Origin of the sequence: Nocardiopsis halotolerans DSM 44410, from assembly GCF_000341065.1 — a bacterium.
GTDB lineage: Bacteria > Actinomycetota > Actinomycetes > Streptosporangiales > Streptosporangiaceae > Nocardiopsis > Nocardiopsis halotolerans.
Genome location: NZ_ANAX01000384.1, coordinates 12927 through 37171, shown reverse-complemented (window position 1 = coordinate 37171; position 24245 = coordinate 12927). Strand labels below are relative to the sequence as shown.

Sequence of the window (24245 nt, the reverse complement as noted above, 5' to 3'; positions counted from 1 at the left end):
CTGCTCACACATCGGACTCACTCATCTAGGGACTGGAGCGCGCTCCACATCAAGCACCGCAGGTGGAGGCGTGTGCGCATGGCTCCGGGGGAGCATCACCGCCTCCCACGGAACGGACGTCTCGGCCGCCTTCGGGGACACACTCCGCCCGTACCGCCGGGGGAGCCGGGGGTCCCGCCCGATGCTGGGATAGCGTGACCCCGACCCACCCCTCAGCACCGAGGAGCGAACGCGCGATGGACGTGGAACACAGGGACGTCGAGGTCAACGGAATCCGGCTGCACGTCGCCGAGCAGGGGAGCGGGCCGCTCGTGCTGCTCCTGCACGGCTTTCCCGAGAGCTGGTACTCCTGGCGCCACCAGTTCGCCCCGCTGGCCGGGGCGGGGTACCGCGTCGTCGCACCCGACCAGCGCGGTTACGCCCGCAGCGACCGGCCCGAGCGGATCGAGGACTACACGCTCCCGCACCTGGTCGGCGACGTCGTCGGCCTGATCGCCGCGCTGGGGGAGGAGAGCGCGGTCGTGGTCGGCCACGACTGGGGCGCGCCCGTGGCCTGGGCCACCGCCATGATGCGCCCCGACGTGGTGCGCGGCGTGGCGGGCCTGAGCGTGCCGCCGGTCCCGCCCGCCATGATGCCGTCGATCTCGGCCTCCCGCGCCCTCTACGGCGACGGTTACTACCAGGTCTACTTCCAGGAACCGGGCGTCGCCGACGCCGAGTTGGCCGCCGACCCCGCCTCGACCCTGCGCCGCTTCCTGGTCGGGGCCTCCGGAGACGCCCCGTTCGACGAGCCCCAGCTGCTGATCGTGCCCGAGGGCAGCACCCTGACGGACTTCCTCCCCGAGCCGCAGGGCCTGCCCTCCTGGCTCACCGAGGAGGACCTGGCCGCGTTCACGGCCGACTACTCCGATCCGGGGGCCTTCACCGGTCCGCTCAACTGGTACCGCAACATCGAACGCAACCAGGGGCTCATGTCGCCGTTCCAGGGGCGCGGCATCGACGTTCCCGCCCTGTACGCGAGCGGGGACATGGACCTGGTCAGGGCCATGCGCGGCGTGCCCGAGCTCCTGGAGGCGCTGCCCCTGGTCGTGCCGAGGCTGCACGCCAGCCTCACCCTGCCCGGGTGCGGTCACTGGACCCAGCAGGAACGTCCCGAGGAGGTCAACGCCGCGCTGCTGGACTTCCTCGGCGCCGTCTCCGGCTGAGCCACTTCGCGGGAGTCCGCGCGAGGCTCCGCGGGTTCCCCGCGAGGTACCGGGCCTCCGGCCCCGGCCCCGGGCCGGAGGCCCGGCGTTACGCGTGTTTCCGGCGACGTCGGCCCGTACCGGTGCCGTGAGCACTCGGCGGCGGCCCGCGCCGCCGGGAGGTGCCGGGGGACCGGACACCCCTCAGGCGCGCACGGCCTCGACGATGCTGGTCCCGTGGCAGGGCAGGACACGGGTCAGCCTGAGACCGGCCCGGTGCAGGAGGTCGGCGAACTGGGTCCTGGTGCGCTGTTTGCCGTCGCAGTGGGCGAGCATGCTCAGGTCCATGAACTTGGCGGTCCGGGCCGGCCCGGGGGAGTCGGGCATCACCACCTCCGCGAGCAGGACGCGTCCGTCAGCGGTCATCGCCTCGCGGCAGTGGGAGAGGATCCGCGCGGCGTCGTGGTCGTCCCAGTTGTGGATGACGTTCGACAACAGGTAGGCGTCTCCCCCCTCGGGGACGGAGGAGAGGAAGTCCCCGCCGACGACACGGCAGCGCTCCCGGACCTTCTCCAGTACGGGCCCGGCGTGGGCGACCACCTCGGGCCGGTCGAAGAGCACGCCGCGCAGGCCGGGGTTGGCCGACAGCACGATGGACAGCAGCCCGCCCAGGCCCCCGCCCACGTCCACGAGCGTCCTGTGCGCACCGAAGTCGTAGCCGTCCGCCACGCCCCGCGTGAGCTGGGCGGAGATGTCGGTCATGCCCCGGTCGAAGACGGCCGCGGTCTCGGGGTGCTCGTTCATGTAGGACCAGGCCGTCCGTCCGTGCACCTCCTCGAACACGGAGCGTCCGGTGCGCACCGCGCGGGCGAGATGGGCCATGGTGGAACGCTCGGCCTGGCTGCCGACCCACCTGGCGTAACCGCGCATGGAGTCGGCGGCGTCGTCGCGCAGGGCGTGGCCGAGTTCGGCCAGGGCGAAGTGCCGCCCTGGGAGCTCCTCGACGAGGTCGAGGTCGGCGCAGGCGCGCAGCAGGCGGTGGAGGGCCTCGGCGTCGGCGCCGACCCTCGTGGCGATCACGTCGACGGGGAGGGGATCCGACGTCATGGCGTCGGCGACGCCCAGTTCGGCGAACGCGCTGACCGCCGCCGCCACCCAGCTGGCGGTGATGAGTTCGAACAGCCGCGTGGCGGTGCGGCTCGGGGGAGCGGAGATGGACAAGGGCGTCCTTTCGGATCATGCCTCCCCGAGGGCCCGGGGAGAAGGACGGATGCGCCGAAGAGGCATCCACAGGCCGTACAACACGGTAAGCTACCGTGCGTGTTCAAAGAATCGCACGTAGTGAGTACGTGTCCGAGTGAAGTCGGCTCGCGCACGTGTTCCGCATCCCGGTCGTCGCACGTCCTCCGGACACTGACCACCCGCCGTGCAGTGCGCGCCTTCACCGCCCAGCGGGTGGAGGACTCCCTCCTGGAGCCGATGCTGGACGCCATGCTGGCGGCTCCCTCGGCCTCCAACAAGCAGGCGTGGGCCTTCGTCGCGGTCCGCGACCCGCGGACGCTGAGGCTGCTCCGCGCCTTCTCCCCCGGCATCATCGAACTCCCTCCCCTGGTCGTGGCGGCCTGCTTCGACCGCTCGCGTGCGGTGGGCGGATCCGGCGGCTCCTGGTGGGACGAGGGCATGCTGTGCGTCGCGATGGCCGTGGAGAACCTCCTCCTGGCGGCCCACTGCCTGGGACTGGGCGGATGCCCGTCCGGCAGCTTCCGCAGGGGTCCGGTCCGCAGGTTCCTCGGCCTTCCCGACCACCTGGAGCCGCTGCTCCTGGTCCCGATCGGCCACCCCGCCCGGCCCCTGTCCTCCGCACCCCGACGAGACCGGAACGAGGTGGTCAGCCATGAGCGCTGGGGAAGCTGACGGCCGACGCGTCGGTGAGGAACTCCTCCTGATCACCGCCTACCTGCTCAGCAGCGGTCGCGGACTCCTGGAGGAACCGCCGCAGTACGGTACGTTCCGCTGCCTGGACGCCGCCCGGCGCGTCCTCGCCCTCGCGGAGCGGACCGGCCCGTGCCACCCCGAACTGGACGCGCTGCGCGCGTGGATGGACGACGTCATGTGCGGGGCGATGGCCGACCACGAGCTCGACGTCCTGCTCGACCAGCTGTGCGATCGGCTGGCGGCCGTCCTGGAGGACCCCGATGTCATCTCCGCGTGAGTCGAAACCGTCTGACGCGTCCGTGGACGACTTCGAGGTCCAGCCCTTCACCGAGGCCTGCCGCCGTCTTCTCGTCCGCGGGGAACACGCCCTCGTCGGAGTGAGCGCCGGGAACAGCTACTTCAGCCAGCAGAGGATCGCGCAGCTCCTGTGCTGGGCGCAGCGGCGCTTCGCCGCCGTCGACCTGCTCTACGTCGACCTGCACCTGGACACCATGTACAGGGCGTCCGGTGGTGGAGGGGGACACGCGTCGGCACGGGCGTCCAGGGCCGTCAGGGACGTGCGGCGCCGTATCCGGCGCGCCGTGGAGTCGGTCGCCACGGGTACGGTCACGGGGGCGGGAACCGTGCGCGTCCGCGCCCTGTCGCAGTGCGTCGACCTGCCCGGCTACCAGGCCGTGAGGCAGCGCATCGACCGGGAGATCGCCATCGATTCGGGGATCCGGCGCGCGTGTGAGGAGCACGTGCGGTGCCTTCTCGGCGCGCAACCGGACCCGGACGGAGCCAGGTTGCGGGCCGGGCTCGCCTACCTGGGCGCCGAACTGCCCTTCCTGCTCAGTACTCCGGAAGTCCTGGGCGTGTCGTCCTCGGTGTCCTGCTACCACACTCTGCTGCCGGTCCTGTCCAGGCTGTGGGAGGTCACCTCCTGCGCCCACCCCGGACAGGGCCACGTCGTCGTCCGCCCGCCCGAGGGGAACTAGGGTCTGCTCTTCGGAGCGTTCTCCCCCAACGGGTGTGGTTCGGGCGCCGCCGGGGTTCCCCGGACCGGCGGCTGCTACGCGCGGCGGACGTCCATGACCGACTCCCCGTCCTCGACCCGGTGCACCGCGTGCAGGGTGAGGCCCGTCTCGGCGAACAGCTTCCCGTACTCCTCCGCCGTGCGCAGCGGGGCGCCGTACAGCACGTACATGTACAGGCTCATCGCCTGGAGGAAGGGAGTGGTGTCCCGCCCTTCCGGGAGGTGGCCCACGATCAGCAGGCGGGAGGAGTCCCCCATCGCCCGGCTGACGTTGCGCAGGATCCGCGCCGCGCCCTCCCGGGGCCAGTTCTGCATCACCCGCGCCATCAGGTAGACGTCCGCTCCGGCGGGCACGCCGTCGAGGAAGCTGCCGCCCACCACGGCGCACCGGTCCGCCACGCCCCGCTCCCTCAGCAGCGGTCCGGCCCCGGACACCACGTGCGGCAGGTCGAACAGCACCCCCTCCATGTTCGGGTGTCGGCACAGGAGGGCGGCCAACAGGGCGCCCTCGCCGCCGCCGAGGTCCGCCACGCGCTCCGTTCCGGACAGGGCCACGCCGTCCAGGAGGGCGTCGACGGCCACGGACGCGTTCATCGCCCTGGTGAACACGGACGCCGCCTCGTGTTCGGCCTCCAGGTAGGCGAACAGCGGGCGGCCGGTGTGGACCTCGAAGGCCGCGCGGCCCGAGCGCACCGCCTCTGGCAGGCAGGTCCACGCCTGGAGGAAGTCGCCGTGCGTGCACATGCGGAAGATGTCGTGCAGGCTTCCCGGGACCCCGGCGCGCAGGTGACCGCCCGCCCGGGTCAGGGCGAACACGCCGGGAGTCGGTTCCGTGACCAGGTCGGCCGCCGCTCCGGACCGCAGCACAGCGGTCAGGCCCTCCTCCCGAGCGCCCGTGCGGCGGGCCAGGTCCGCCACCGGACGCGGTCCGTCCGCCAGGTGCTCCACCACGTCCAGCTCGACCATCGCGGAGGCCGCGTGCATGAGCATCGCNGGCAGGTCCGTGCGTTCGGCGCGCGCAGCCGTCTCCTCTATCGTACCCACAGCCAGGCCTCCCTCGGGAACATCGCGGTCAGGAACGGCGCGGCGCTCCCTCCGGGACGCGGCGCCGACACCCCAAGACTACGGAAGGTGTTCGTCCGTGTTCCGTGTGTTCCCGAAAGTGGAGTGGGTGTCGTCCGACGCGGCGAAGGCCCGCGACGGGAAAGGCGGCCGACGGTCAGGGGACGCGTGCGCTCCTGGCGGTATAGGCGTGTGCCAGGGCGGTCAGCACCTCGGAGCAGCCCGCGTCGACGGTGAGCGTGGCGACGTCGTCGGCGCGGGTGGTGCCCCGGTTGAGTACCACGACCGGCTTGCCCCGCTCGACCGCGCGCTTGACGTAGCGGCGACCCGAGAAGACCGTCAGCGACGAACCCGCCACCAGCAGTGCCGCTGCCTCGTCCACCAGGTCGTAGCCCTCCATCACGCGGGCTTTGGGCACGTTCTCGCCGAAGTAGACGATGTCCGGCTTGAGCATGCCGCCGCACGACTCGCAGTCGGCGACCCGGAAGCCCTCGGTGGAGGCCAGGACCGCGTCGGCGTCGGGGGCGATCTCCACGTCGGGGACGCCGTCGGCGAAGTCGGGGTTGAGCGCGGCCAGGCGGTCGGCCAGCCGCTCGCGGGAGATCACCTCCGAGCAGGCCAGGCAGATGACGCGGTCGTAGCGGCCGTGGAGGTCGATGACGCGTCTGCTGCCCGCCGCGTCGTGCAGGGTGTCCACGTTCTGGGTGATGACGCCGGTCAGGGTGCCGCACGCCTCCAGCGCGGCCAACGCGCGGTGGCCGTCGTTGGGGAGCGTGCGGTGCATGTGGCGCCAGCCCACGTGGTTGCGGGCCCAGTAGTGGCGGCGGAACGCGGCGTCGCCGACGAACTGCTGGTAGGTCATGGGTTTGCGCGGCGGTGAGTCCGGGCCGCGGTAGTCGGGGATGCCCGAGTCGGTGGACAGGCCCGCGCCGGTCAGCGCGACCACCGGTCCCTCGCCGAGGGCCTCACGCATCCGAGCTGCCAGGATCGCCGGGTCGTCGAGCGTGTTCCTCACGGTTCGAGGGTACGTGGCGTCCCGGCGTGCGCGTGGTCACCCCGCCGGGTTCCGTGCCCGGGGGAGGGGAAGGGCGGCCGCGCCGGGCCCCTGACCGGCGCGACCACACCCACCGGGTCAGAACACGGTCTCCAGTCCCTCCACGGCCTGGGCCAGGACGCTCTCGAACTCCTTCGCCTGCCGCTCGATCGCCTCGGCGACCAGCTCCTCCTCCTGGGCCTGCGTGCACTCCATGCCGACGTCGTCCCGGCACGCCTCGCTCAACGCCCCGACGGGCGCGTCCGCGGGGCTGATCGTGTGCATCGCCACCAGGACGAAGTACACGTCCCCGACCTGCCCCCACGCGGTCCTCGTCACCTTCTCCGTCTCCTCACCGGACGACAGGGTCAGGACGGTCATGCCCCCGCCCTCGGGCAGGGAGGGCGAGGTCTCGGAGACGAGCGTGCCGTCGACGCTGTCGCCGTGGAAGTGGGCGGTCAGCTGGTCGCAGGAGTCCAGCAGCCGCTCGAACCCGGTGCCCTCGACCGGGGTGTCACCGAAGTCCCCCGAGACGTGCACGTAGCCGTAGACGACGGATCCCAGGGACGAGTAGAGCGGGTCCGCGATCTGGGCCGCTCCCTTCTCGGCCCCCTCCGGAAACCACCCGGTGCCCCCGCTGAGCACGGCGCCGCACTGTTCGGGTTCCACCCTGGTGTAGCCGCCGTTGTCCGTTCCCTCGTCCAGTTCCTCGACCCGGACCTGGTCGACGTCGAACCCCTCGGGATAGGCCGTCGGCGGCGGCAACAGGCCCTCCAGGCGATTGTCGCCGCGGAGTTCGAGCGGGGGAGTGCAACCGGTGACCAGGACCAGCGCCATGAGAAGGAGGGGAACGCCGTGCCGGTAGGAGGGTTTCATGGGGGGACCTCGTTGCCATGTCGACTGCGTGACATCACGTCTTCCGATGCCGCTGCGACACTAGCGGTTCTCCCGTGGCCGCATCCGTCCGCATCCGTCCGGATCCGGCCACGGGAGGGCCCGGCGGACACCCGAAGGCGTCCGCCGGGCCAGCAGGCCAACCGGGTCAACCGGGCTCAGCCGAGGCAGAGCAGCAGGTCGCCGCCCTCGACCTTCTGCACCGCGTCGACCGCCAACCGCGTGACCGTGCCCGCCACGGGCGCGGTGATCGAGGCCTCCATCTTCATCGCCTCGATGGTGGCCACCGTCGCACCGGCCTCCACCTCGTCACCCTCGGACACGGCCAGCGTGACCGCGCCCGCGAAGGGCGCCGCGACGTGCCCCGGGTCGTTCCGGTCCGCCTTCTCCACGGCGCGCACGTGCGAGGCCAGCGCCCGGTCGCGGATCTGGAGCGGGCGCATCTGGTCGTTGAGCGTGGCCATCACCGTGCGCATCCCGCGCTCGTCGGCCTCACTCACCGCCTCCAGCTGGATGAGCAGCCGCACACCCGGCGACAGGTCCACCGTGTACTCCTCGCCCTCGCGCAGACCGTAGAAGAAGTCCGCGCTGGAGAGCACGCTGGTGTCACCGTAGGCGGCCCGGTGCTCCTCGAACTCCCGCGCGGGGCCGGGGAAGAGCAGCCGGTTCAGGGTGCCCCGCCGGTCCTTGGCCAACCCGTCGCGATCCTCCTCGGACAGCTCCTGCGTGGGCCGCGCCTCCGCACGCCCCTCAAGGGCCCGGGTGCGGAAGGGCTCGGGCCACCCCGCGGGCGGCACGCCCAGCTCCCCGCGCAGGAACCCCACCACCGAGTCCGGGACGTCGAAGCGCCCCGGGTCGGCCTCGAAATCGGCCGGGGACACCCCCGCGCCCACCAGGTGCAGCGCCAGGTCGCCCACCACCTTGGAGGAGGGGGTGACCTTCACCAGGCGGCCCAGCATCCGGTCGGCGGCGGCGTACATCGCCTCCACCTCCTCGAAGTGCTCGCCCAGTCCCAGCGCGACCGCCTGCGTGCGCAGGTTGGACAACTGCCCGCCCGGGATCTCGTGGTGGTACACCCGGCCCGTGGGCGAGGACAGCCCGGCCTCGAAGGGCGCGTAGACCCGGCGCACCGACTCCCAGTAGGGCTCCAGCTCGTTGACCGCGTCCAGGCTCAGCCCCGTGGGCCGGTCGGAGTGGTCGAATGCGGCCACGATCGCCGACAGCGACGGCTGGGAGGTGGTGCCCGCCATCGACGCCACCGCGCCGTCCACCGCGTCCGCACCGGCGCCCGCCGCCGCGAGGTAGGTGGCCAGCTGGCCGCCCGTGGTGTCGTGGGTGTGGATGTGCACCGGCAGGTCGAACTCGCGGCGCAGCGCCGAGACCAGCGTGGCGGCGGCCGGGGCGCGCAGCAGACCGGCCATGTCCTTGACCGCGAGCACGTGCGCGCCCGCCTCGACGATCCTCTCCGCCAGCTTCAGGTAGTAGTCGAGGGTGTACACCCTCTCACCGGGGTCGGACAGGTCGGAGGTGTAGCACAGCGCCACCTCGGCCACCGAGGTCCCCGTCTCCCGCACGGCCTCGATCGCCGGACGCATCTGCTCGACGTCGTTGAGCGCGTCGAAGATCCGGAAGACGTCCACGCCCGTCTCCGCGGCCTCCCGCACGAACGCGTCGGTCACCTCGGTGGGGTAGGGCGTGTAGCCCACCGTGTTACGCCCGCGCAGCAGCATCTGGAGGCAGATGTTGGGCACGGCCTCGCGCAGCGCGGCCAGCCGCTCCCACGGGTCCTCGGCCAAAAAGCGCAGCGCCACATCGTAGGTGGCGCCGCCCCAGCACTCCAGGGACAGCAGCTCGGGCAGGGTGTGCGCGACCGCGGGTGCCGCGGCCAGCAGGTCGCGGGTGCGCACCCGGGTGGCCAGCAGGGACTGGTGGGCGTCGCGGAAGGTGGTGTCGGTGACGCCCAGGTTCGGCGACTCGCGCAGCCACCGCGCGAACCCCTCCGGCCCCAGTTCGGCCAGGCGTTGACGCGAACCCGCGGGCGGCGCCCCGGCCTCGGGCAGCGGCGGCAGCTTCGTGGCGGGGTCCACCAGCCGGGGGCGCTCCCCGTGCGGCTTGTTCACCGTCACGTCGGCCAGGTAGGTCAGCAGGCGCGTACCGCGGTCGGCGGAGGGCCGCGCGGTCAGCAGCTGCGGGCGCTCCTCGATGAAGGAGGTGGTGATCCGCCCCGCCTGGAAGTCGGGGTCCTCCAGCACCGCCTGGAGGAAGGGGATGTTGGTGGCGATGCTGCGGATGCGGAACTCGGCCACGGCACGGCGCGCACGGCTGACCGCGGTGGCCAGGTCCCGGCCCCGGCAGGTCAGCTTCACCAGCAGCGAGTCGAAGTGCGGGCTGATCTCGGTGCCCGCCGCGGAGGTGCCGCCGTCCAGGCGGATGCCCGAACCGCCGGGGGAGCGGTAGGCGCTGATGGTCCCGGTGTCGGGGCGGAACCCGTTGGCGGGGTCCTCGGTGGTGATGCGGCACTGGAGCGCGGCGCCGCGCACGTAGACGCCCTCCTGGGAGATACCGAGGTCGTCCAGGGTCTCACCGGAGGCGATGCGCAGCTGCGACTGCACCAGGTCCACGTCGGTGATCTCCTCGGTCACCGTGTGCTCGACCTGGATGCGCGGGTTCATCTCGATGAAGACGTGGCTGCCGTCCGCGCCGACCAGGAACTCGACCGTGCCCGCGTTGCGGTAGCCGATCTGCCGGGCGAAGCGCACCGCGTCCGCGCAGATGCGGTCGCGCAGGTCCGGGTCGAGGTTGGGCGCGGGAGCCAGCTCGATGACCTTCTGGTGGCGCCGCTGCATGGAGCAGTCGCGTTCGTAGAGGTGGACGACGCCGCCCTCGCCGTCGGCGAGGATCTGCACCTCGATGTGGCGCGGGTCGACCACGGCGCGCTCCAGGAACACGGTGGCGTCGCCGAAGGCGGAGGCGGCCTCGCGCATGGCGGCCTCCACCGACTCGCGCAGCTCCTCCGGGGCCCGGACGCGGCGCATGCCCCGACCTCCGCCACCGGCCACGGCCTTGACGAACAGGGGGAAGCCGATCTCCTCTGAGGCGGCCACCAGGGTCTCCACGTCGTCGGAGGGCGCGCTGGACTCCAGGACGGGCACGCCCGCCTCGCGGGCGGCGGCCACGGCGCTGGCCTTGTTCCCGGTCAGGTCCAGGACCTCGGCGGGCGGGCCCACGAAGGTGATCCCGGCGCGCTCGCACGCGCGGGCCAGGTCGGGGTTCTCCGACAGGAAGCCGTAGCCGGGGTAGACGGCGTCGGCACCGGCCCGCTGGGCGGCGCCCACGATCTCGTCCACGGACAGGTAGGCGCGCACGGGGTGGCCGGGTTCGCCGATCTGGTAGGCCTCGTCGGCCTTGAGCCGGTGCAGGGAGTTGCGGTCCTCATGGGGGAAGACCGCGACGGTGCGGGCGCCCAGTTCGTACCCGGCGCGCAGCGCGCGAATGGCGATCTCGCCCCGGTTGGCCACGAGCACTTTGTGGAACATGGCGGTTGCCTCCTGATGGGTCACACGTCATGCCGGGGGAGTCCGGCGCCGTTGCCGGGGCCCACAGCCTGGTGGAACACCCGCACGATAACCAGAAAGCGATTCGGTGTAACCCACCGGGTCCGTTCCTGACGCCGTGCGCGGCGTTTCGTCACGGCGGGACCGCACCCCCGGGGAGCCGTGTGTCCGTCACCCTCGGGGAGACCCGCCCGTCCGGGCGGCCCCGTGACCGTCCGCGTTCGGCGGTCACGCCGGATAGGTGACGGTGCGGTCGGCGTGCACCACGGCCCCCGGTGTGAGCCGGGCGGCGTCGACGCGGTGAGCGGCCATGATGTGGAAGACCTCGTCGCCGTGGGCGAGCAGGTGGTCGGCGATGACGCGCCGGTGGCACCGCCACCACACCGCCTCCGCGCACATCACGGCGGCGCGGTGGTCCCCGCCCGTCTCACGCAACCGGGCGAGCCCCGCACCGAACTCGGCCGAGAGCGCGTGGTCGGCGTAGTTGTGGAAGCCGCGGTTGCGCCAGAACCCGTTGACCTCGGGGGAGACGTTCCTGGCGGCCGGGCGCCGTCCACCGAGTTCCGCGACACGTGAGTACCGCACGCCGACGTTCCGCAGGGCCTCGGAGAGGACGTCCTCGTCGAACCGCGGGTTGCGGCGCGAACCCGGGAGCCTGCGCACGTCGACCACCACATCCACGGCGGCCTCGCGCAACAGGGCGGCGAACTCCTCGAACGTGCGGTTGGAGTGGCCGATGGTGAAGAACGGCGGCGCCATCGCGGTCAGCCGTCGCCGGACACCCGGGTCAGGGCCGCGTCCTTGTGCGCCGCCACGTGGTCGGTCCTGTCGCTTCTGATCTCGTACTGCGGTTCGTCCTCGGAGGCGCGGCGGGTGCGGCCACGGAACTCGAAGTCGCGGGTGTGGACCCTGGTGATCGTGCCGGACACCCGCCCGGCCTCGGAGTTCCAGCTCACGTGGTCACCGACGTCGAAACGACGTGTCATCGCGTGTCCCCCTCCGACCGTGGCTCGACGGCGCCCGGGGACGGCTTCTCGGCTGCCCCGGACGTCCCCAGGATAGGCGGGCGGGACCCTCGGCGCCCGCTGGCGAACGCGGCGTGTACTCCCTCCGGGCGCGTGGACGCGGCCTTCGCGCGCTCGTGCCGGGCCACCCGCCGGTTCAGCCGGACCGCGTGAGCGTGTCCGGTGACAGCTCCAACGCGCCGGGAAAGGCGTCGAAGGCCGCGGTGACCTCGGCGATGAGCGTCTCGGCGTCACCGGTGCGGCCACTGTGCCGGTAGGTGCGGACCCAGTTCATGCTTCCGTAGCGCACCGCGGCCAGAGCCATCTCGCTGACCAGGCGCAGCCGCACGTCCTCACGGCTGTCGATGCCGAGCTTGTCCTCCAACAGTGCGGTCATCCGCACCTGGAGGTCCTGGACGGCGCCCGCGTGGTGCACACCCAGCGCCGGGTTGTGGGCGACCAGTTTCCGGGTGGCCAGGTAGCGCTCGGTCCAGTCCTCGGACAGGCCGCGAACCGCGTCGGCGTAACAGTCGCGCAGGTGGGACAGGACGGGGCCGGTGACGCGCAGACGCTCCACCTCGGCGGCGTAGGCCTCCCACAGCTCACCCTCGGCGGCCACGGCGACCTCCTCCTTGGAGGAGTAGTAGCGGAAGAAGGTGCGCACCGACACCTCGGCCGTGTCCACCAGGTCGTCCAGCGTGGTCCGGTCGAACCCTCCCTCCAGGAACATCCGCAGGGCGGTGTCGGCGAGCACGCGCCGTGTACGCAGTTTCTTGCGCTCGCGCAGCGGCAGCGCGGACTCCGTGTTCCGGGAGGGCTCGGCGATCATCGGGCCAGCATAACGACGGTTCGGAATAACACGTTGCCACAAAGTGCCAGTGACTGGCAGTATGCCATCACTGGCACTTTTTCGGGTGCCCTCACACCCCTCCTCCGAGAGCGAGCGACATGAGCGACAGCGGCACCGCCCCCGTCCCCGAGGGCCAGCGCATCGAGGCGCTGGGCGACCAGTTGGTGAAGGTCCACGACATGCTGCGCGGCGAACTCGCCTCGCTGCGCCGCGACCTGGCCGAGGGCGGAGGCTCCTCCGGGACTCCCGCCCCGCTCGACCAGCAGTTGCGCAAGAAGTGCCTGTCCTTCTGCGAGTTCCTGCACGGGCACCACACCGCCGAGGACGAGCGCATGCTTCCCGGGCTGGCGAGGAGCCACCCCGGGCTCGCACCCGTCCTGGAGCGCCTGACCAGGGAGCACTCGGTCATCAGCAAGGCGCTGGACCGCATCCAGGAACTCGTGGAGAGCGGAGACCCCGTCGGTGTCCGCGACGACGTCGAGCGGCTGGCCGCCGAGGTCGAGGCGCACCTGGACTACGAGGAGCGCCAGATCGTGGAGGCGCTGAACTCCTACGGCCCGGTCACCCTCTGAGGGGAGCGGTCGGAGGGTGCGGGGAGGCGGTCCGGGCTCCCCGCACCCTCCGGAGGTCGGGCGTGCGCTGGTGGGTCCGGCCGAGCGCCTCCCGGAACCCGCCCGAACGTCGCGCGAGAGTCACGGCCTTCCGAGGCGTCGCCGGGAGCCCGCCTGAAGTGCTCGTACCGTTTCTCGGCGTCCTAAACCACGACAGAATGTCCGTTGTCGGTCACATCCGGATTCTGATCGTTCTGTGGCCAGGAAAGCACAGGTAGTGCGCACAGAGGCACACATTCTTCCTCTGATGGTGACGTGTATCACTTATACCTGTTCGCTCCGCTCTGTTAACTTCCCTTCCGGCTCAGTGCACAGCCAAGGCCACGCTTCCATGGCGCGGCGTCCCCACTTGGTCATCCCCCGTCTGAGCCTGGAAAGTGCCTTGCCATGCCCCGCGACGCGCGCGTACTCGGTGCCGCCCTTGTGGCGCCGGTACTCCTCGTCTCCGCCCTGTCCGCCCCCGCTCGCGCGGAGGAGGGACCCGAGAACACACCCTCGGCCTCGACCACCGAGCTGACCGGCGACCAGGAGGCCCTGGCACTGGCCGCGGAGACCGGCGAGCCCGTCGAGATCACCGCGGCCACCACCGAGACCACCCGGCACCTGGCCAACCCCGACGGCGGCTTCACGATGGAGCAGCACGCCTTTCCGGTACGGGTGAGGGGCCGGGACGGCTGGACGCCGGTCGACACCGACCTGGTCGTGGACTCCGACGGCCGCGTCCGCCCCAAGGCGGTCAGCGCAGACATCGCCTTCTCCGGCGGCGGCGACCAGGCCCTGGCCAGCGTCGGTATCGGCTCCAACTCCGTCGAACTCGGCTGGCACGAGGACCTGCCCACCCCCACGCTGGACGGCCCCCAGGCCACCTACGCCGACGTCCTGCCGGACGTGGACCTGGTCCTGACCGCGGGTGTGGACGGCTTCGGTCAGGTACTGGTGGTGCACACCCGTGAGGCCGCCCAGCACGAGGACCTCGCCGAACTCGACATGGCACTGGCCACCACGGGTGTGACCATGCGCCTGGCCGAGAACGGCACCCTCCAGGGCATCGGCGACCGGGGTCAGGAGAGCGTCTTCACCGCGGTGGCCCCGGCGATGTGGGACTCGGCTGGTGCTGAACAACCCACCGAGGACCCCACGCTGATGGCGCCCACCGGCGCGCGCACCGAGCTCCTCGACGTGGACCTGACACCCGACAGCATCCGGCTGGTTCCCGACGCGGCCATGCTCGACGACGCCGAGACCGAGTACCCGGTCTACATCGACCCGTCCGTGGCGGTGGACAGGGTGGGACGCACCTACGTCAACGCCAACTACCCGAACCAGTCGTACTGGAACTACTCGACCTCCCACGACCCCGGTGTCGGCTACGAACCGAGTGACGGCAGCACCAAGCGGGCGTTCTGGCGCTTCGGGATCGACTCACGCACCAGGGACGCCGACATCACCCGGGTCACGTTCCGCCCCAGGGTCACCCACGCCTACGGGTGCACCGACGCACGGGTCCAGCTGTGGCGCACCGACGCCATCACCTCCTCCACCGACTGGAACAGGCAGGACACATCGGCGTTCTGGAACACCAGGCTGGACACCCGGACCATCAACGCCGGACGCTCCAACTGCCCCGGCGGCACCTCCCCGACGGTGGAGTTCGACGCCACCGACGGGTACGTGTACAGCCGCGACGCGGGCCACGCCACCACCACCCTGGGCCTGCGCGGCAACGAGACCAGGTCCTCCAGCAACTGGGACTGGCGGCGCTTCGACGCCAACCCCACCCTCCAGGTGGACTACGACAACCCGCCCGAGGTCCCCACCCGACTGTCGGACTCCCACGGGGGCACCTGCTCCACCGACCCGGACGACCCGCGCCTGATCAACGAGACCCGACCCACCTTCACCGCCTACGTCCGCGACCGCGACTCCACCTCGTCCGACCGACAGAAGGTCAGGACCCGCTTCGCCTGGTGGGTGGACGGTGAACGCGTCGGTGAGGTGGACACCTCCGCCACCAACGTGGCCGTGTGGTCGTCGGGCTCCTACCAGTCGGTGCGCTCCGACGCGCTCCCCGAGGACGTGCTGATCGGCTACCGGGCCAACGCCAACGACGGCAACTCCTGGTCGGGCTGGAGCGACTACTGCTACCTGAAGGTCAGCACCACGCGTCCCGAACAGGGCCCGGCGGTCACCTCCACCGACTATCCGATCGGGGACGAGTTCCACGGTTCCCCCGGACTGCCCGGAGAGTTCACCTTCACCAACAACGGCGTCGAGGAGGCCCAGAGCTACTTCTACGCCCTCAACGACGACTCCTGCGTCACCGAGGCCACGCCCGACCAGCCGGGCGGACCGGTCACGGTGACCCTCACCCCGCGCCTGGAGGGCCCCAACTGGGTCTACGCCCGCACCGTGGACGCCTTCGGCAACTCCTCCGACTGCGTGCTCGTCTACTCCTTCCTGGTGGCCCCGCCCAGCGACCCGGTCGCCCACTACGCCTTCGACGAGGGCCAGGGGAACCGTGCCGTCGACACGGCCAACCCCGACCGCGGCGCCACCCTGTCCGACGGGGTGGAGTGGGTCCGCGGCCGGGTCGGCACGGTGTCCAACCCCGACACCGACCCCACCCCGCGTCTCGAGGGCACCGCCGTACACACCAGCGGCTACACCGAGGGCGACCCCGGCCCCTACGACGAGATCACCGCCGACGCGTCGGCCGTGGACACCTCCGGCACCTTCTCCGTCTCGGCCTGGGTGAAGCTGGACCGCGCCTACGCCCACCACACGGCCGTCGCCCAGGAGGGTGAGCAGCAGAGCGCCTTCCACCTCGGCTACCAGGGCAACACCGGCCAGTGGGTGTTCAAGATGTCGGCCGAGGACGAGTACTGGGACGGCTCACGCGAGTGGGCCAAGGTCACCTCGCCCGCGTCCGCGCAGGTGGGTGTGTGGACCCACCTGCTCGGTACCCACGACGAGCAGACCGGTGAGATCACCCTGTACGTCAACGGCGTCGAGCAGGGCACCGACACGCACACCGGACCATGGAACGCGCAGGGCCCGCTCACCGTGGGACGCGCCCTGTTCCAGGGCATCGGCAACTACTACTGGCCCGGGGCCATCGACGACGTGAAGGTGTGGGACCGGCTCGTGCTGAACGAGACGGTGACCGACACCGAGACCACCTCCGAGGTGTGGCGCCTGGCCAACCGGCCGGTCGCCGCCCAGGGCCGGTGGAGGCTCGACGAGTGGGACGGTACGGCGGTGGCGGACGCCACCGACCACGGGCTCGACGCCACCCTGCACGGCGATCCCCTCACCGCGTGGAACACCGCGGAGAACGGCGTCACCGCCTCGCCAGGGGTACGTCTCAACGGCGTCGACGAGTACGTCGAGGCGTCAGGTCCGGCGCTGCGCACCGACCGCAGCTTCAGCGTCTCGGCCTGGGTCCGTCTGGACGAGACCGGCGAAGGGGTCAACACCTCCGCCGCCAGCCAGGCCGGCGAGTTCCAGAGCGGTTTCCACCTGGGGTACCAGGGATCGCGTGGAGCCTGGGTGTTCAAGATGGCTCCCCACGACGACGCTCCCACCTCGGGTTCGGACGGGTGGACCTACGCCTACTCCGCCACCGCCGCCCGGCTGGGGGAGTGGACCCATCTGGCCGGTGTCTACGACCACACCACCGGTGAGCTGGTGCTCTACGTCAACGGCTTCGAGGAGTCCCGCGTGGCGGTGGACCACGCCTGGCACGCTGGCGGCCCGTTCCGGATCGGCAGCGCCCAGCACAGCGGTTCCAACACCTACCACTGGACCGGCGACATCGACGACGTCCACGCCTACCAGGGCGTACTCAACGACCACGGCATCCACCACGTTCGCGATGGCGAGTTCCCCTACACCCAGAGCTGAGCCCGCGCCCCAGACACACTGATCACCCCGCCCCGTGACCGTCCCCAGCCCAGCCGGGCAGGGGACAGGAGGATTCCTGTGACCCCCCGCAGTGACACCCCCGCCCGCCCCGGTCCGATCCGCCGCGGCATCACCTACTCGGTCTCCCTGGTGATGATGGCCGGGCTGCTGAACGCCCTTCCGGCCACCGCCACGGCCTACAACCCGCGCCCCGAGGTGGAGGACCTGCCCTCCGTGGAGGGACAGGACCTGGCCGCCGAGGCGGTGGAGCGCAACGACGCGGTGGCCGAGGCCGCCGTGACCGCTCCGGAGCAGGTGGACTGGCCCGAGGCGTCGGTCAGCGACCTGGAGCTGGGCGGGAACCAGGTCCGGACGTTCAGGGCACAGGAGGACGCGCTGGTCGCGGCCACCGCGGTGGCGGGGGAGGAACTCTCCGAATGGGAGGTCCCCGAACACTGGGCGGAGCTGGAAACCGAACCCGAGGCAGAGCCCGAGGAGGAGCCGACCAGCCCCGAGGAGCCGCCCGCACCTGAGGAGAGCGGCGAAGAGTCCCGGGCGGAAACCCCCGAAGGCTCCGCGTCCCCGACCGAGGACACTGAGGAAACCGAACGGCCCACCGAGGAGGCGGAGCCCTCACCCGAGAGCAGCCCTTCCCCCACGAGGCACGAGTCCCGCAGGGAACCCGTCGTCGAGAACACCCCGGAGCCGGTGCAGTCCGACGGATCCGCCACGCGGCCCGAACCGGTGGAGTCCGTCCGGGTGGAGGTCCTGGACCGGGAGGCGGCGGAGGCGGCCGGGGTCAACGGCCTGCTCGTCCGCGTCGCCCGGACCGACGGCTCACCCACCGTGGCCCCGGTCGAGCTGGAGATCGACTACACCGACTTCGCCGCCGCCTACGGCGGTGACTACGGCTCCCGACTCCAGGTCGTCGAACTCGACGACTGCGTCCTCGACGACTCCTGCGCCAGTGACGACACCGTCGCCCTCGACTCCACCGAACTGCTGGACAACGACGTCCAGGAGCACACCCTCAACGCGGTCGTGGCCGCCCCGCCCCAGCAGGGCGCCCTGTTCGCCCTGGCCTCAACGCCCTCCAGCGGCAACGGCGACTACTCGGCCACCAAGCTCTCCCCGTCCTCCACCTGGAACGTCAACACCCAGGCCGGGGACTTCTCCTGGTCCTACGACCTCTCCGCCCCGCCCGCCCCCAGCGCTCTCACCCCCGCCATGGGTCTGAGCTACTCCTCGGGCGGCGTGGACGGGCGCGTCGCCACCTCCAACAACCAGACCTCCTGGATCGGCGACGGGTTCTCCTACGCTCCGGGATCGATCGAACGCCGCTACAGCGCCTGTTCGGACTCCGGGCACAGGACCGGTGACCTGTGCTGGAACACCGACAACGTCACGCTCTCCATGAGCGGCCACTCCGGCGCGCTGGTCAAGCACGAGGACGGTACCTACCGGCTGTCCAACGACGACGGCACCAAGGTCGAGAGGCTCACCGGCGCCGACAACGGGGCGCACGACGGCGAGCACTGGAAGGTCACCACCCCCGACGGCACCCAGTACTTCTTCGGGCTCAACCGCCTTCCGGGATGGACCAGCGGCGACCCCGAGACCGACTCCGCGCAGACCATGCCCGTCTACGCGGCCGAGTCCGGGCAGCCCTGTTACGACTCCGACTTCTCCGACTCCTGGTGCCAGCAGGCCTACAAGTGGAACCTCGACTACGTCGTCGACGTGCACGGCAACGTCATGACCTTCTTCTACGACGCCGAGACCAACCACTACGGCCGCAACCTCACCAACACCGCCACCCCCTACGTGCGCGCGGCCAACATCAAGCGCATCGAGTACGGGCTGCGCAGCGATGACGTCTACGCCACCGCCCCCGCGCGGGTGGTGTTCTCCACCTCCGAGCGCTGCCTGGTCACCGACTCCTTCGACTGCGCACCCGAGGAGCGCACCTCGGGCAACGCCGAGCACTGGCCCGACGTGCCCCTGGACCTGGACTGCGAGGCCGACTCCTCCTGCGCGGGCCGCCACTCACCGACCTTCTGGTCCACCAGGAAGCTCGACGCCGTCACCACGCAGATCCACGACGGCGACGACTACGCCAAGGTCGACTCCTGGACCCTGGAGCACTCCTTCCCCGAGGCGGGGGACGGGACCGGACCGACGCTGTGGCTGGACTCCATCGAGCACACCGGCCACGTGGGCGGTACGGAGTCGCTGCCCAAGGTCACCTTCGGCGGCACCCAGATGCCCAACCGGGTGGACTCCCCCGAGGACGACCTGGCGCCGATGCTGCGCTGGCGCATCACCGAGATCGTCACCGAGTCCGGGGCCCAGCTCGACATCACCTACTCCGAGCCCGAGTGCGTGCACGGCGGGACCCCCGAACCGCACGACAACACCAAGCGCTGCTATCCGGTGAAGTGGACGCCCGAGGGCGGGGTGGAACTGACCGACTGGTTCCACAAGTACGTCGTGACCGAGGTCAACGAGCTCGACCTGGTCACCGACCAGCCCACGCTGACCACCAGCTACGACTACGTGGGCACCCCAGCCTGGCGGTACACCGAGGCCAACGGCATGGTCAAGGACGAGTACCGCACCTGGTCGGACTGGCGGGGCTACGACCGCGTCATCGTGCGCACCGGCCACGAGAACGAAGAGCGCACCGAGGTCGAGTACCTGTACTTCCAGGGCATGGACGGCGACAAACAGCCCGACGGCACCAGGGACGTCTCCGTCACCGACTCACGCGGGGTGGAGCACACCGACCACAAGGAACTCAACGGCACCCTCCTGGAGACCGTCACCCGCAACGGAGAGGGCGGCGAGGAGATCTCCCGGGAGATCTCCACCCCCTGGCTGCACAGGACCGCCGAGGTCACCCACGACTGGGGCAGCCAGACCGCGCACATGATCCGGACCGAGCGGGTCGACAGCTTCACCCGGAACGCCGACGGGACCTGGCGCCACGCCCGGGTGGACCACACCCTCAACGACGACGGCGTCATCACGCGGACGCGCGACCACGGGAACGTGGACGTCGAGGGCGACGAGAAGTGCGTCCACACCACCCACGTCAGCAACACCGACGCGTGGGTCCTCAATCTGGTCTCCCGCACCGAGACCCTCGCCGTGGACTGTGGTCAGAGCCCCGAGCGCCCCGATGACGTCGTCACCGACGAGCTCGTCCTCTACGACGGCGGAGCGCACGGTGACGCCCCGACCCGTGGCCTGCCCACCCGTACCGAGAAGCTCGCCTCCTACTCCGGCGGTCAACCCGTGTACCAGATGGTGCAGGAGGCCGAGTTCGACGAGTTCGGCAACACGGTGTCCGAGACCGACGCCAACGGCGGGGTGACCACCACCGACTACACCCAGACCGCCATGGGGCTGCCGGAGTCGGTCACCGAGACCAACCCGGTGGGGCACACCACCACCACGGTCGTCGATCCGGCCCGTGGCATGCCGGTGTCCGAGACCGACGCCAACGGCCGCACCATGAACATGGCCTACGACCCGCTCGGCCGCCTCGTCAGCGTGTGGTTGCCCGACCGCGACCCCGCGGCCGACATCCCCACGGCGAAGTTCGAGTACCACGTCCGCCAGGACGCGCCCACCTCGATCGTCACGCACACCCTGCGCGGCAGGGACGAGTACACCACCACCTACGAGATCTACGACGCCTTCCTGCGCCTCCGTCAGACCCAGGTTCCAAGCCCTGCGGAGGAAGGGGGACGGCTGATCACCGACACCTTCCACGACACCCGCGGCCAGGTCGTCAAGGAGCGCGAGGCCTACTACAACGCCGAGGAGCCGAACGACACCCTGTTCGTCGTCGCCGAGGACGTCGACATCCCGCGCCAGACCGAGACCGTCTACGACGGTGCCGGACGCGTCACCGACGTCCTGCACGTGGGTTTCGGAGAGGAGCGGTGGCGCACCACCACCGAGCACCACGGTGACCGCACCCTGGTCACCCCGCCCGACGGCGGCGTGGCCACCACCTCCATCACCGACGTGCAGGGCCGTCTCACGGAGGTGCGCACCCACCGCGGCGGCACCCCCGAGGGCGACTACGACGCCATCACCTACACCTACGCCAAGAACGACGAGCTGGCCACCGTCACCGGCCCCGAGGGCAACACCTGGACCTACACCTACGACCTGCGCGGTCGCCTGGTCCGGACCGAGGATCCCGTCGCGGGCACCACGACGATGACCTACAACCGGCTCGACCAGATGGTGACCACCACCGACGCCCGCGGTGAGACCCTCGCCTACTCCTACGACGCCATCGGCCGCCAGACCGGGCTGCACGACGACTCCACCGAGGGACCGCTGCGCGCCAGATGGGTCTACGACACCGAGGCCAAGGGGCATCTGACCTCCTCCACCAGGTACGTGGACGGCAGCGCCTACACGACACGCGTGGTGAACTACGACCGGTTCTACCGGCCCACCGCCACCGAGGTCCTCATCCCCTCCAGCGAACCGGGGCTCTCGGGCCGGTACCGGTTCAACACCCAGTACAACCCCGACGGCACCGTGCAGTCCCGGACCCTGCCCGCCGCGGGAGGACTGGGTTCCGAGTCGGTGAGCTACTCGTACAACGAACTCGGTATGCCCATCACGATGTCCGGGTTCACCGGATACGTCGACGCGGCCGTCTACAACAGGACCGGTGACATGGTCCAGCGGGTCATGGACATCGGTGACTCCAGCACCCACGCCACCTACCTGACCCGCCGCTACGACCCGGCGACAGGGCGCCTGTCCGAGACCAGCCTGCTGCCCGAGCGCGGCGTCACCGGTTCGCTGGTGCACCAGTACTACGCCTACGACGACGCGGGCAACATCCTCAACCTGCGCGACGAACCCACCGCCGACCACCTCCAGGCGGACGTGCAGTGCTTCACCTACGACCACATGCGCCGCATGACCGGTGTGTGGACCCCCGACGCCACCGGCGAGCAGGCCTGCGCCGCCGAACCGTCGGCCGACGCGCTGGGCGGGGCCGCGCCCTACTGGCACTCCTACGCCTACGACGCCCTGGGCAACCGCACCACCGAGGTCCAGCACGGGCCCAGCGGGGACATCACGCGCACCTACACCCACGGTGACGCGTCCGGGCTGCGCCCCCAGATGCTGACCAAGGTGGAGCAGACCGGGCCCGGCGGTGACCGGCTGGAGACCTACTCCTACGACGAGGCCGGGAACATGACCGGCCGCACCACCGCGGCCCGGGACCAGGACCTGGAGTGGGACGCCGAGGGCAACCTCACGCGGGTCACCGAGGAGGACGGGTCCACCACCTCCTACGTCTACGACGCCGACGGCCAGCGCCTGATCCGGCACGCCCCGGATGCCTCCACCCTGTACCTGCCGGGGATGGAGCTGCGCCTGGACAGGGAGAGCCTGCTCAAGGAGGCCACCCGGTTCTACTCCTTCGGGGGTGAGACCGTGGCGGTGCGGGAGAACGACGGCACCCTGTCGTGGATCCACTCCGACCGGCACGGGACCGGACAGGTCGCGGTCAACGCACGTACCGGCGAGGCCTCCCACCGGTACATGACGGCGTTCGGCACCCACCGGGGCGATCCGAGCACCTGGCCCTCCGAGCGGGGGTTCGTGGGCGGCACGGTCGACGCCTCCACGGGGCTGACCCAGTTGGGGGCACGTGCCTACGACTCGGGCCTGGGCCGGTTCGTCTCGGTGGATCCGCTGATGGACGTGACCGACCACCAGCAGATGCACGGTTACGTCTACGCCAACAACAACCCGGTGACCTTCACCGACCCCGACGGGTTGTCGTGGCTGTGCATCGACATCTGTGGTTCGGGCGGCTACGCCGTCGTGAACCCCACGAAGGATGGCGGCTATCTGTACGACTACAGCCGCGAACAGAAGATCTACTTCACCCCAGGCGGCGGAACATCCCGTGAGGACGCCCCGTCCTGGAGCACGCGTATCAGCAGCGGTGGTGGGAGCAGCACCACCTACCAGGGACGGCAGGGGCCGTCGCAGGCCTACCTGGATGCCCAGCGGGAGAAGGAGGAGGCCAAGCAGAAGCTGATCGCGGCTGCTGCGGGTCTGGCGAAGCTGGTCGCGGACGAGTTGGGGATCACGGCTGGGCTGGAGTGCTTCACCAGTGGTGATCTGGGTGCGTGCGGTGAGACCGCGTTGAACGTCGCGACGATGTTCGTGGGTGGTCTGGCCGGAAAGATCGCTCTGAAGTACGGGCTGCGCTGGGGCAAGGCCGCGGAGTTGGGGCGCAGGATCGCCAGACTCGGTGGGGACCTGATCGAGGGTGTCGAGGGTCTGATCGACGCCAACAGGAAGGTCGACAACCTCTGCTCAGGAAGAAACAGTTTCGCTCCTGGTACACGGGTGGTGATGGCTGACGGATCGTCCCGGCCGATCGAGGAGGTCGATGTCGGCGATCGGGTGTTGGCGACCGATCCGGAGACTGGGGAGCAGTCGGCGCGGACGGTGTTGGCCACGATCGTCGGATCGGGCACCAAGAACCTGGTGCAGATCACGGTGGATCCGACCACCGAGCGCGAGGGAGCATCTGACGACTCGGATGGCGATGCTCGGGGCGAGCAGGTGGAGCAGTCGGAGATCCCTGGTCCGGTTGCTGCCGGAGACGTGATCGTCGCGACCGACGAGCACCCGTTCTGGGTTCCGGGCCTGGAGCAGTGGGTTGACGCGATCGATCTGGCTCCGGGGATGTGGTTGCAGACCTCCTCGGGCACCTGGGTGCAGGTTTCGGCGGTCCAGTCCTGGACCCAGGCCGCGACGGTCCATAACCTGACCGTCCAAGGCGTCCACACGTTCCATGTGGCCGCCGGGGACCTGGACGTCCTCAACCACAACTGCAACACAGAGCTTGGAGCAGGATTCCCAGATCGGCCTTTGCCGAGGGATGATAACGGGAACAACATCCCCGACGTTGAAGGGTTCGCACACACGCAACTCGGAACAAAGAAGAGCCGAAGGAGCGGAAACTACTCTCAGGCCAGAGAGTGGGACGAGAACGGGAACGTTGTTCGTGACATCGACTTCACTGACCATGGGCGCCCCCGGGATCATGACAACCCCCACCAACACCCGTATTTGCCAAACCCGACAGGAGGGACTCCACAGAGAGGAGGGCCTGAGCCACTGGAGTGGCCCTGATAC

15 protein-coding genes are annotated in these 24245 nt (G+C 70.6%); 7 read left to right on the top strand and 8 right to left on the bottom strand.

From position 1 onward, the window contains the following. Positions 1–236 precede the first annotated feature (236 nt). Entirely contained in the window at positions 237–1205 is a 969-nt protein-coding gene (locus D455_RS0127785; protein ID WP_017573924.1) for an alpha/beta fold hydrolase, read from the top strand. A 183-nt stretch (positions 1206–1388) separates the two neighbouring features. On the opposite strand, the gene D455_RS0127780 is transcribed toward D455_RS0127785, so the two are convergent. Continuing rightward, complete coding sequence (locus tag D455_RS0127780; protein WP_017573923.1) at positions 1389–2405, bottom strand: methyltransferase; 1017 nt, start codon at positions 2403–2405, stop codon at positions 1389–1391. Between the two features lie 192 nt (positions 2406–2597). On the opposite strand from D455_RS0127780, the gene D455_RS0127775 reads away from it, so the two are divergent. From D455_RS0127775 to D455_RS0127765, 3 genes are read left to right on the top strand one after another with little or no spacing between them, the layout of a single operon-like run. Beyond that, entirely contained in the window at positions 2598–3098 is a 501-nt protein-coding gene (locus D455_RS0127775; RefSeq protein ID WP_275040917.1) for a nitroreductase family protein, read from the top strand. Then, positions 3079–3396, top strand: coding sequence for a DUF6092 family protein (locus D455_RS0127770; protein ID WP_017573921.1), 318 nt, complete (start codon positions 3079–3081; stop codon positions 3394–3396). Before D455_RS0127775 ends, D455_RS0127770 begins: the two co-directional genes overlap by 20 nt. Next, positions 3380–4096 (top strand): tRNA-dependent cyclodipeptide synthase, encoded by a 717-nt coding sequence (locus D455_RS0127765; RefSeq protein ID WP_026123049.1) that lies wholly within the window; start codon positions 3380–3382, stop codon positions 4094–4096. The genes D455_RS0127770 and D455_RS0127765 overlap by 17 nt, the downstream gene beginning before the upstream one ends. Before the next feature lie 74 nt (positions 4097–4170). Here D455_RS0127765 and D455_RS0127760 read toward each other — a convergent pair whose 3' ends face one another. The 7 genes from D455_RS0127760 to D455_RS0127730 form a co-directional block, all read right to left on the bottom strand. Further along, entirely contained in the window at positions 4171–4878 is a 708-nt protein-coding gene (locus tag D455_RS0127760; RefSeq protein ID WP_449289328.1) for a methyltransferase, read from the bottom strand. Between the two features lie 475 nt (positions 4879–5353). Next, positions 5354–6211: an NAD-dependent protein deacetylase gene (locus tag D455_RS0127755; protein ID WP_026123047.1), complete on the bottom strand. Its 858-nt coding sequence runs from the start codon at positions 6209–6211 to the stop codon at positions 5354–5356. Between the two features lie 117 nt (positions 6212–6328). Beyond that, positions 6329–7105 carry a hypothetical protein gene (locus D455_RS0127750; RefSeq protein WP_017573917.1) on the bottom strand — a complete coding sequence of 259 codons (777 nt, stop codon included), beginning with the start codon at positions 7103–7105 and terminating at the stop codon, positions 6329–6331. Between the two features lie 176 nt (positions 7106–7281). After that, a complete protein-coding gene (locus tag D455_RS0127745; RefSeq protein ID WP_017573916.1) occupies positions 7282–10659 on the bottom strand; it encodes a pyruvate carboxylase in 3378 nt (1125 codons plus the stop codon). Between the two features lie 246 nt (positions 10660–10905). Further along, a complete protein-coding gene (locus tag D455_RS0127740) occupies positions 10906–11436 on the bottom strand; it encodes a DUF488 domain-containing protein (RefSeq protein WP_017573915.1) in 531 nt (176 codons plus the stop codon). Between the two features lie 5 nt (positions 11437–11441). Then, positions 11442–11663 carry a hypervirulence associated TUDOR domain-containing protein gene (locus D455_RS0127735; RefSeq protein ID WP_017573914.1) on the bottom strand — a complete coding sequence of 74 codons (222 nt, stop codon included), beginning with the start codon at positions 11661–11663 and terminating at the stop codon, positions 11442–11444. Between the two features lie 175 nt (positions 11664–11838). Then, on the bottom strand, positions 11839–12510 hold the full coding sequence (locus D455_RS0127730) for a TetR/AcrR family transcriptional regulator (RefSeq protein WP_017573913.1): 672 nt from the start codon (positions 12508–12510) through the stop codon (positions 11839–11841). Positions 12511–12629: 119 nt separating this feature from the next. Here D455_RS0127730 and D455_RS0127725 point away from each other — a divergent pair, with 119 nt between their 5' ends. The 3 genes from D455_RS0127725 (at position 12630) to D455_RS0127715 (ending at position 24242) form a co-directional block, all read left to right on the top strand. Next, the gene (locus D455_RS0127725) at positions 12630–13103 is read left to right on the top strand and encodes a hemerythrin domain-containing protein (RefSeq protein ID WP_017573912.1); all 474 of its coding nucleotides are present in this window, start codon (positions 12630–12632) and stop codon (positions 13101–13103) included. 426 nt (positions 13104–13529) lie between these two features. Next, positions 13530–17045: a LamG-like jellyroll fold domain-containing protein gene (locus D455_RS0127720; protein ID WP_017573911.1), complete on the top strand. Its 3516-nt coding sequence runs from the start codon at positions 13530–13532 to the stop codon at positions 17043–17045. Between the two features lie 78 nt (positions 17046–17123). Beyond that, positions 17124–24242, top strand: a complete 7119-nt coding sequence (locus D455_RS0127715) for an RHS repeat-associated core domain-containing protein (RefSeq protein WP_026123046.1) — start codon at positions 17124–17126, stop codon at positions 24240–24242. The last annotated feature ends 3 nt before the right edge of the window (positions 24243–24245 follow it).

Coding starts and splice junctions, on each gene's coding strand:
- D455_RS0127750 (WP_017573917.1), bottom strand. CDS start 7,105: ATGAAACCCTCCTACCGGCACGGCGTTCCCCTCCTTCTCATGGCGCTG.
- D455_RS0127785 (WP_017573924.1), top strand. CDS start 237: ATGGACGTGGAACACAGGGACGTCGAGGTCAACGGAATCCGGCTGCAC.
- D455_RS0127730 (WP_017573913.1), bottom strand. CDS start 12,510: ATGATCGCCGAGCCCTCCCGGAACACGGAGTCCGCGCTGCCGCTGCGC.
- D455_RS0127740 (WP_017573915.1), bottom strand. CDS start 11,436: ATGGCGCCGCCGTTCTTCACCATCGGCCACTCCAACCGCACGTTCGAG.
- D455_RS0127745 (WP_017573916.1), bottom strand. CDS start 10,659: ATGTTCCACAAAGTGCTCGTGGCCAACCGGGGCGAGATCGCCATTCGC.
- D455_RS0127765 (WP_026123049.1), top strand. CDS start 3,380: ATGTCATCTCCGCGTGAGTCGAAACCGTCTGACGCGTCCGTGGACGAC.
- D455_RS0127760 (WP_449289328.1), bottom strand. CDS start 4,878: ATGTGCACGCACGGCGACTTCCTCCAGGCGTGGACCTGCCTGCCAGAG.
- D455_RS0127735 (WP_017573914.1), bottom strand. CDS start 11,663: ATGACACGTCGTTTCGACGTCGGTGACCACGTGAGCTGGAACTCCGAG.
- D455_RS0127725 (WP_017573912.1), top strand. CDS start 12,630: ATGAGCGACAGCGGCACCGCCCCCGTCCCCGAGGGCCAGCGCATCGAG.
- D455_RS0127770 (WP_017573921.1), top strand. CDS start 3,079: ATGAGCGCTGGGGAAGCTGACGGCCGACGCGTCGGTGAGGAACTCCTC.
- D455_RS0127720 (WP_017573911.1), top strand. CDS start 13,530: ATGCCCCGCGACGCGCGCGTACTCGGTGCCGCCCTTGTGGCGCCGGTA.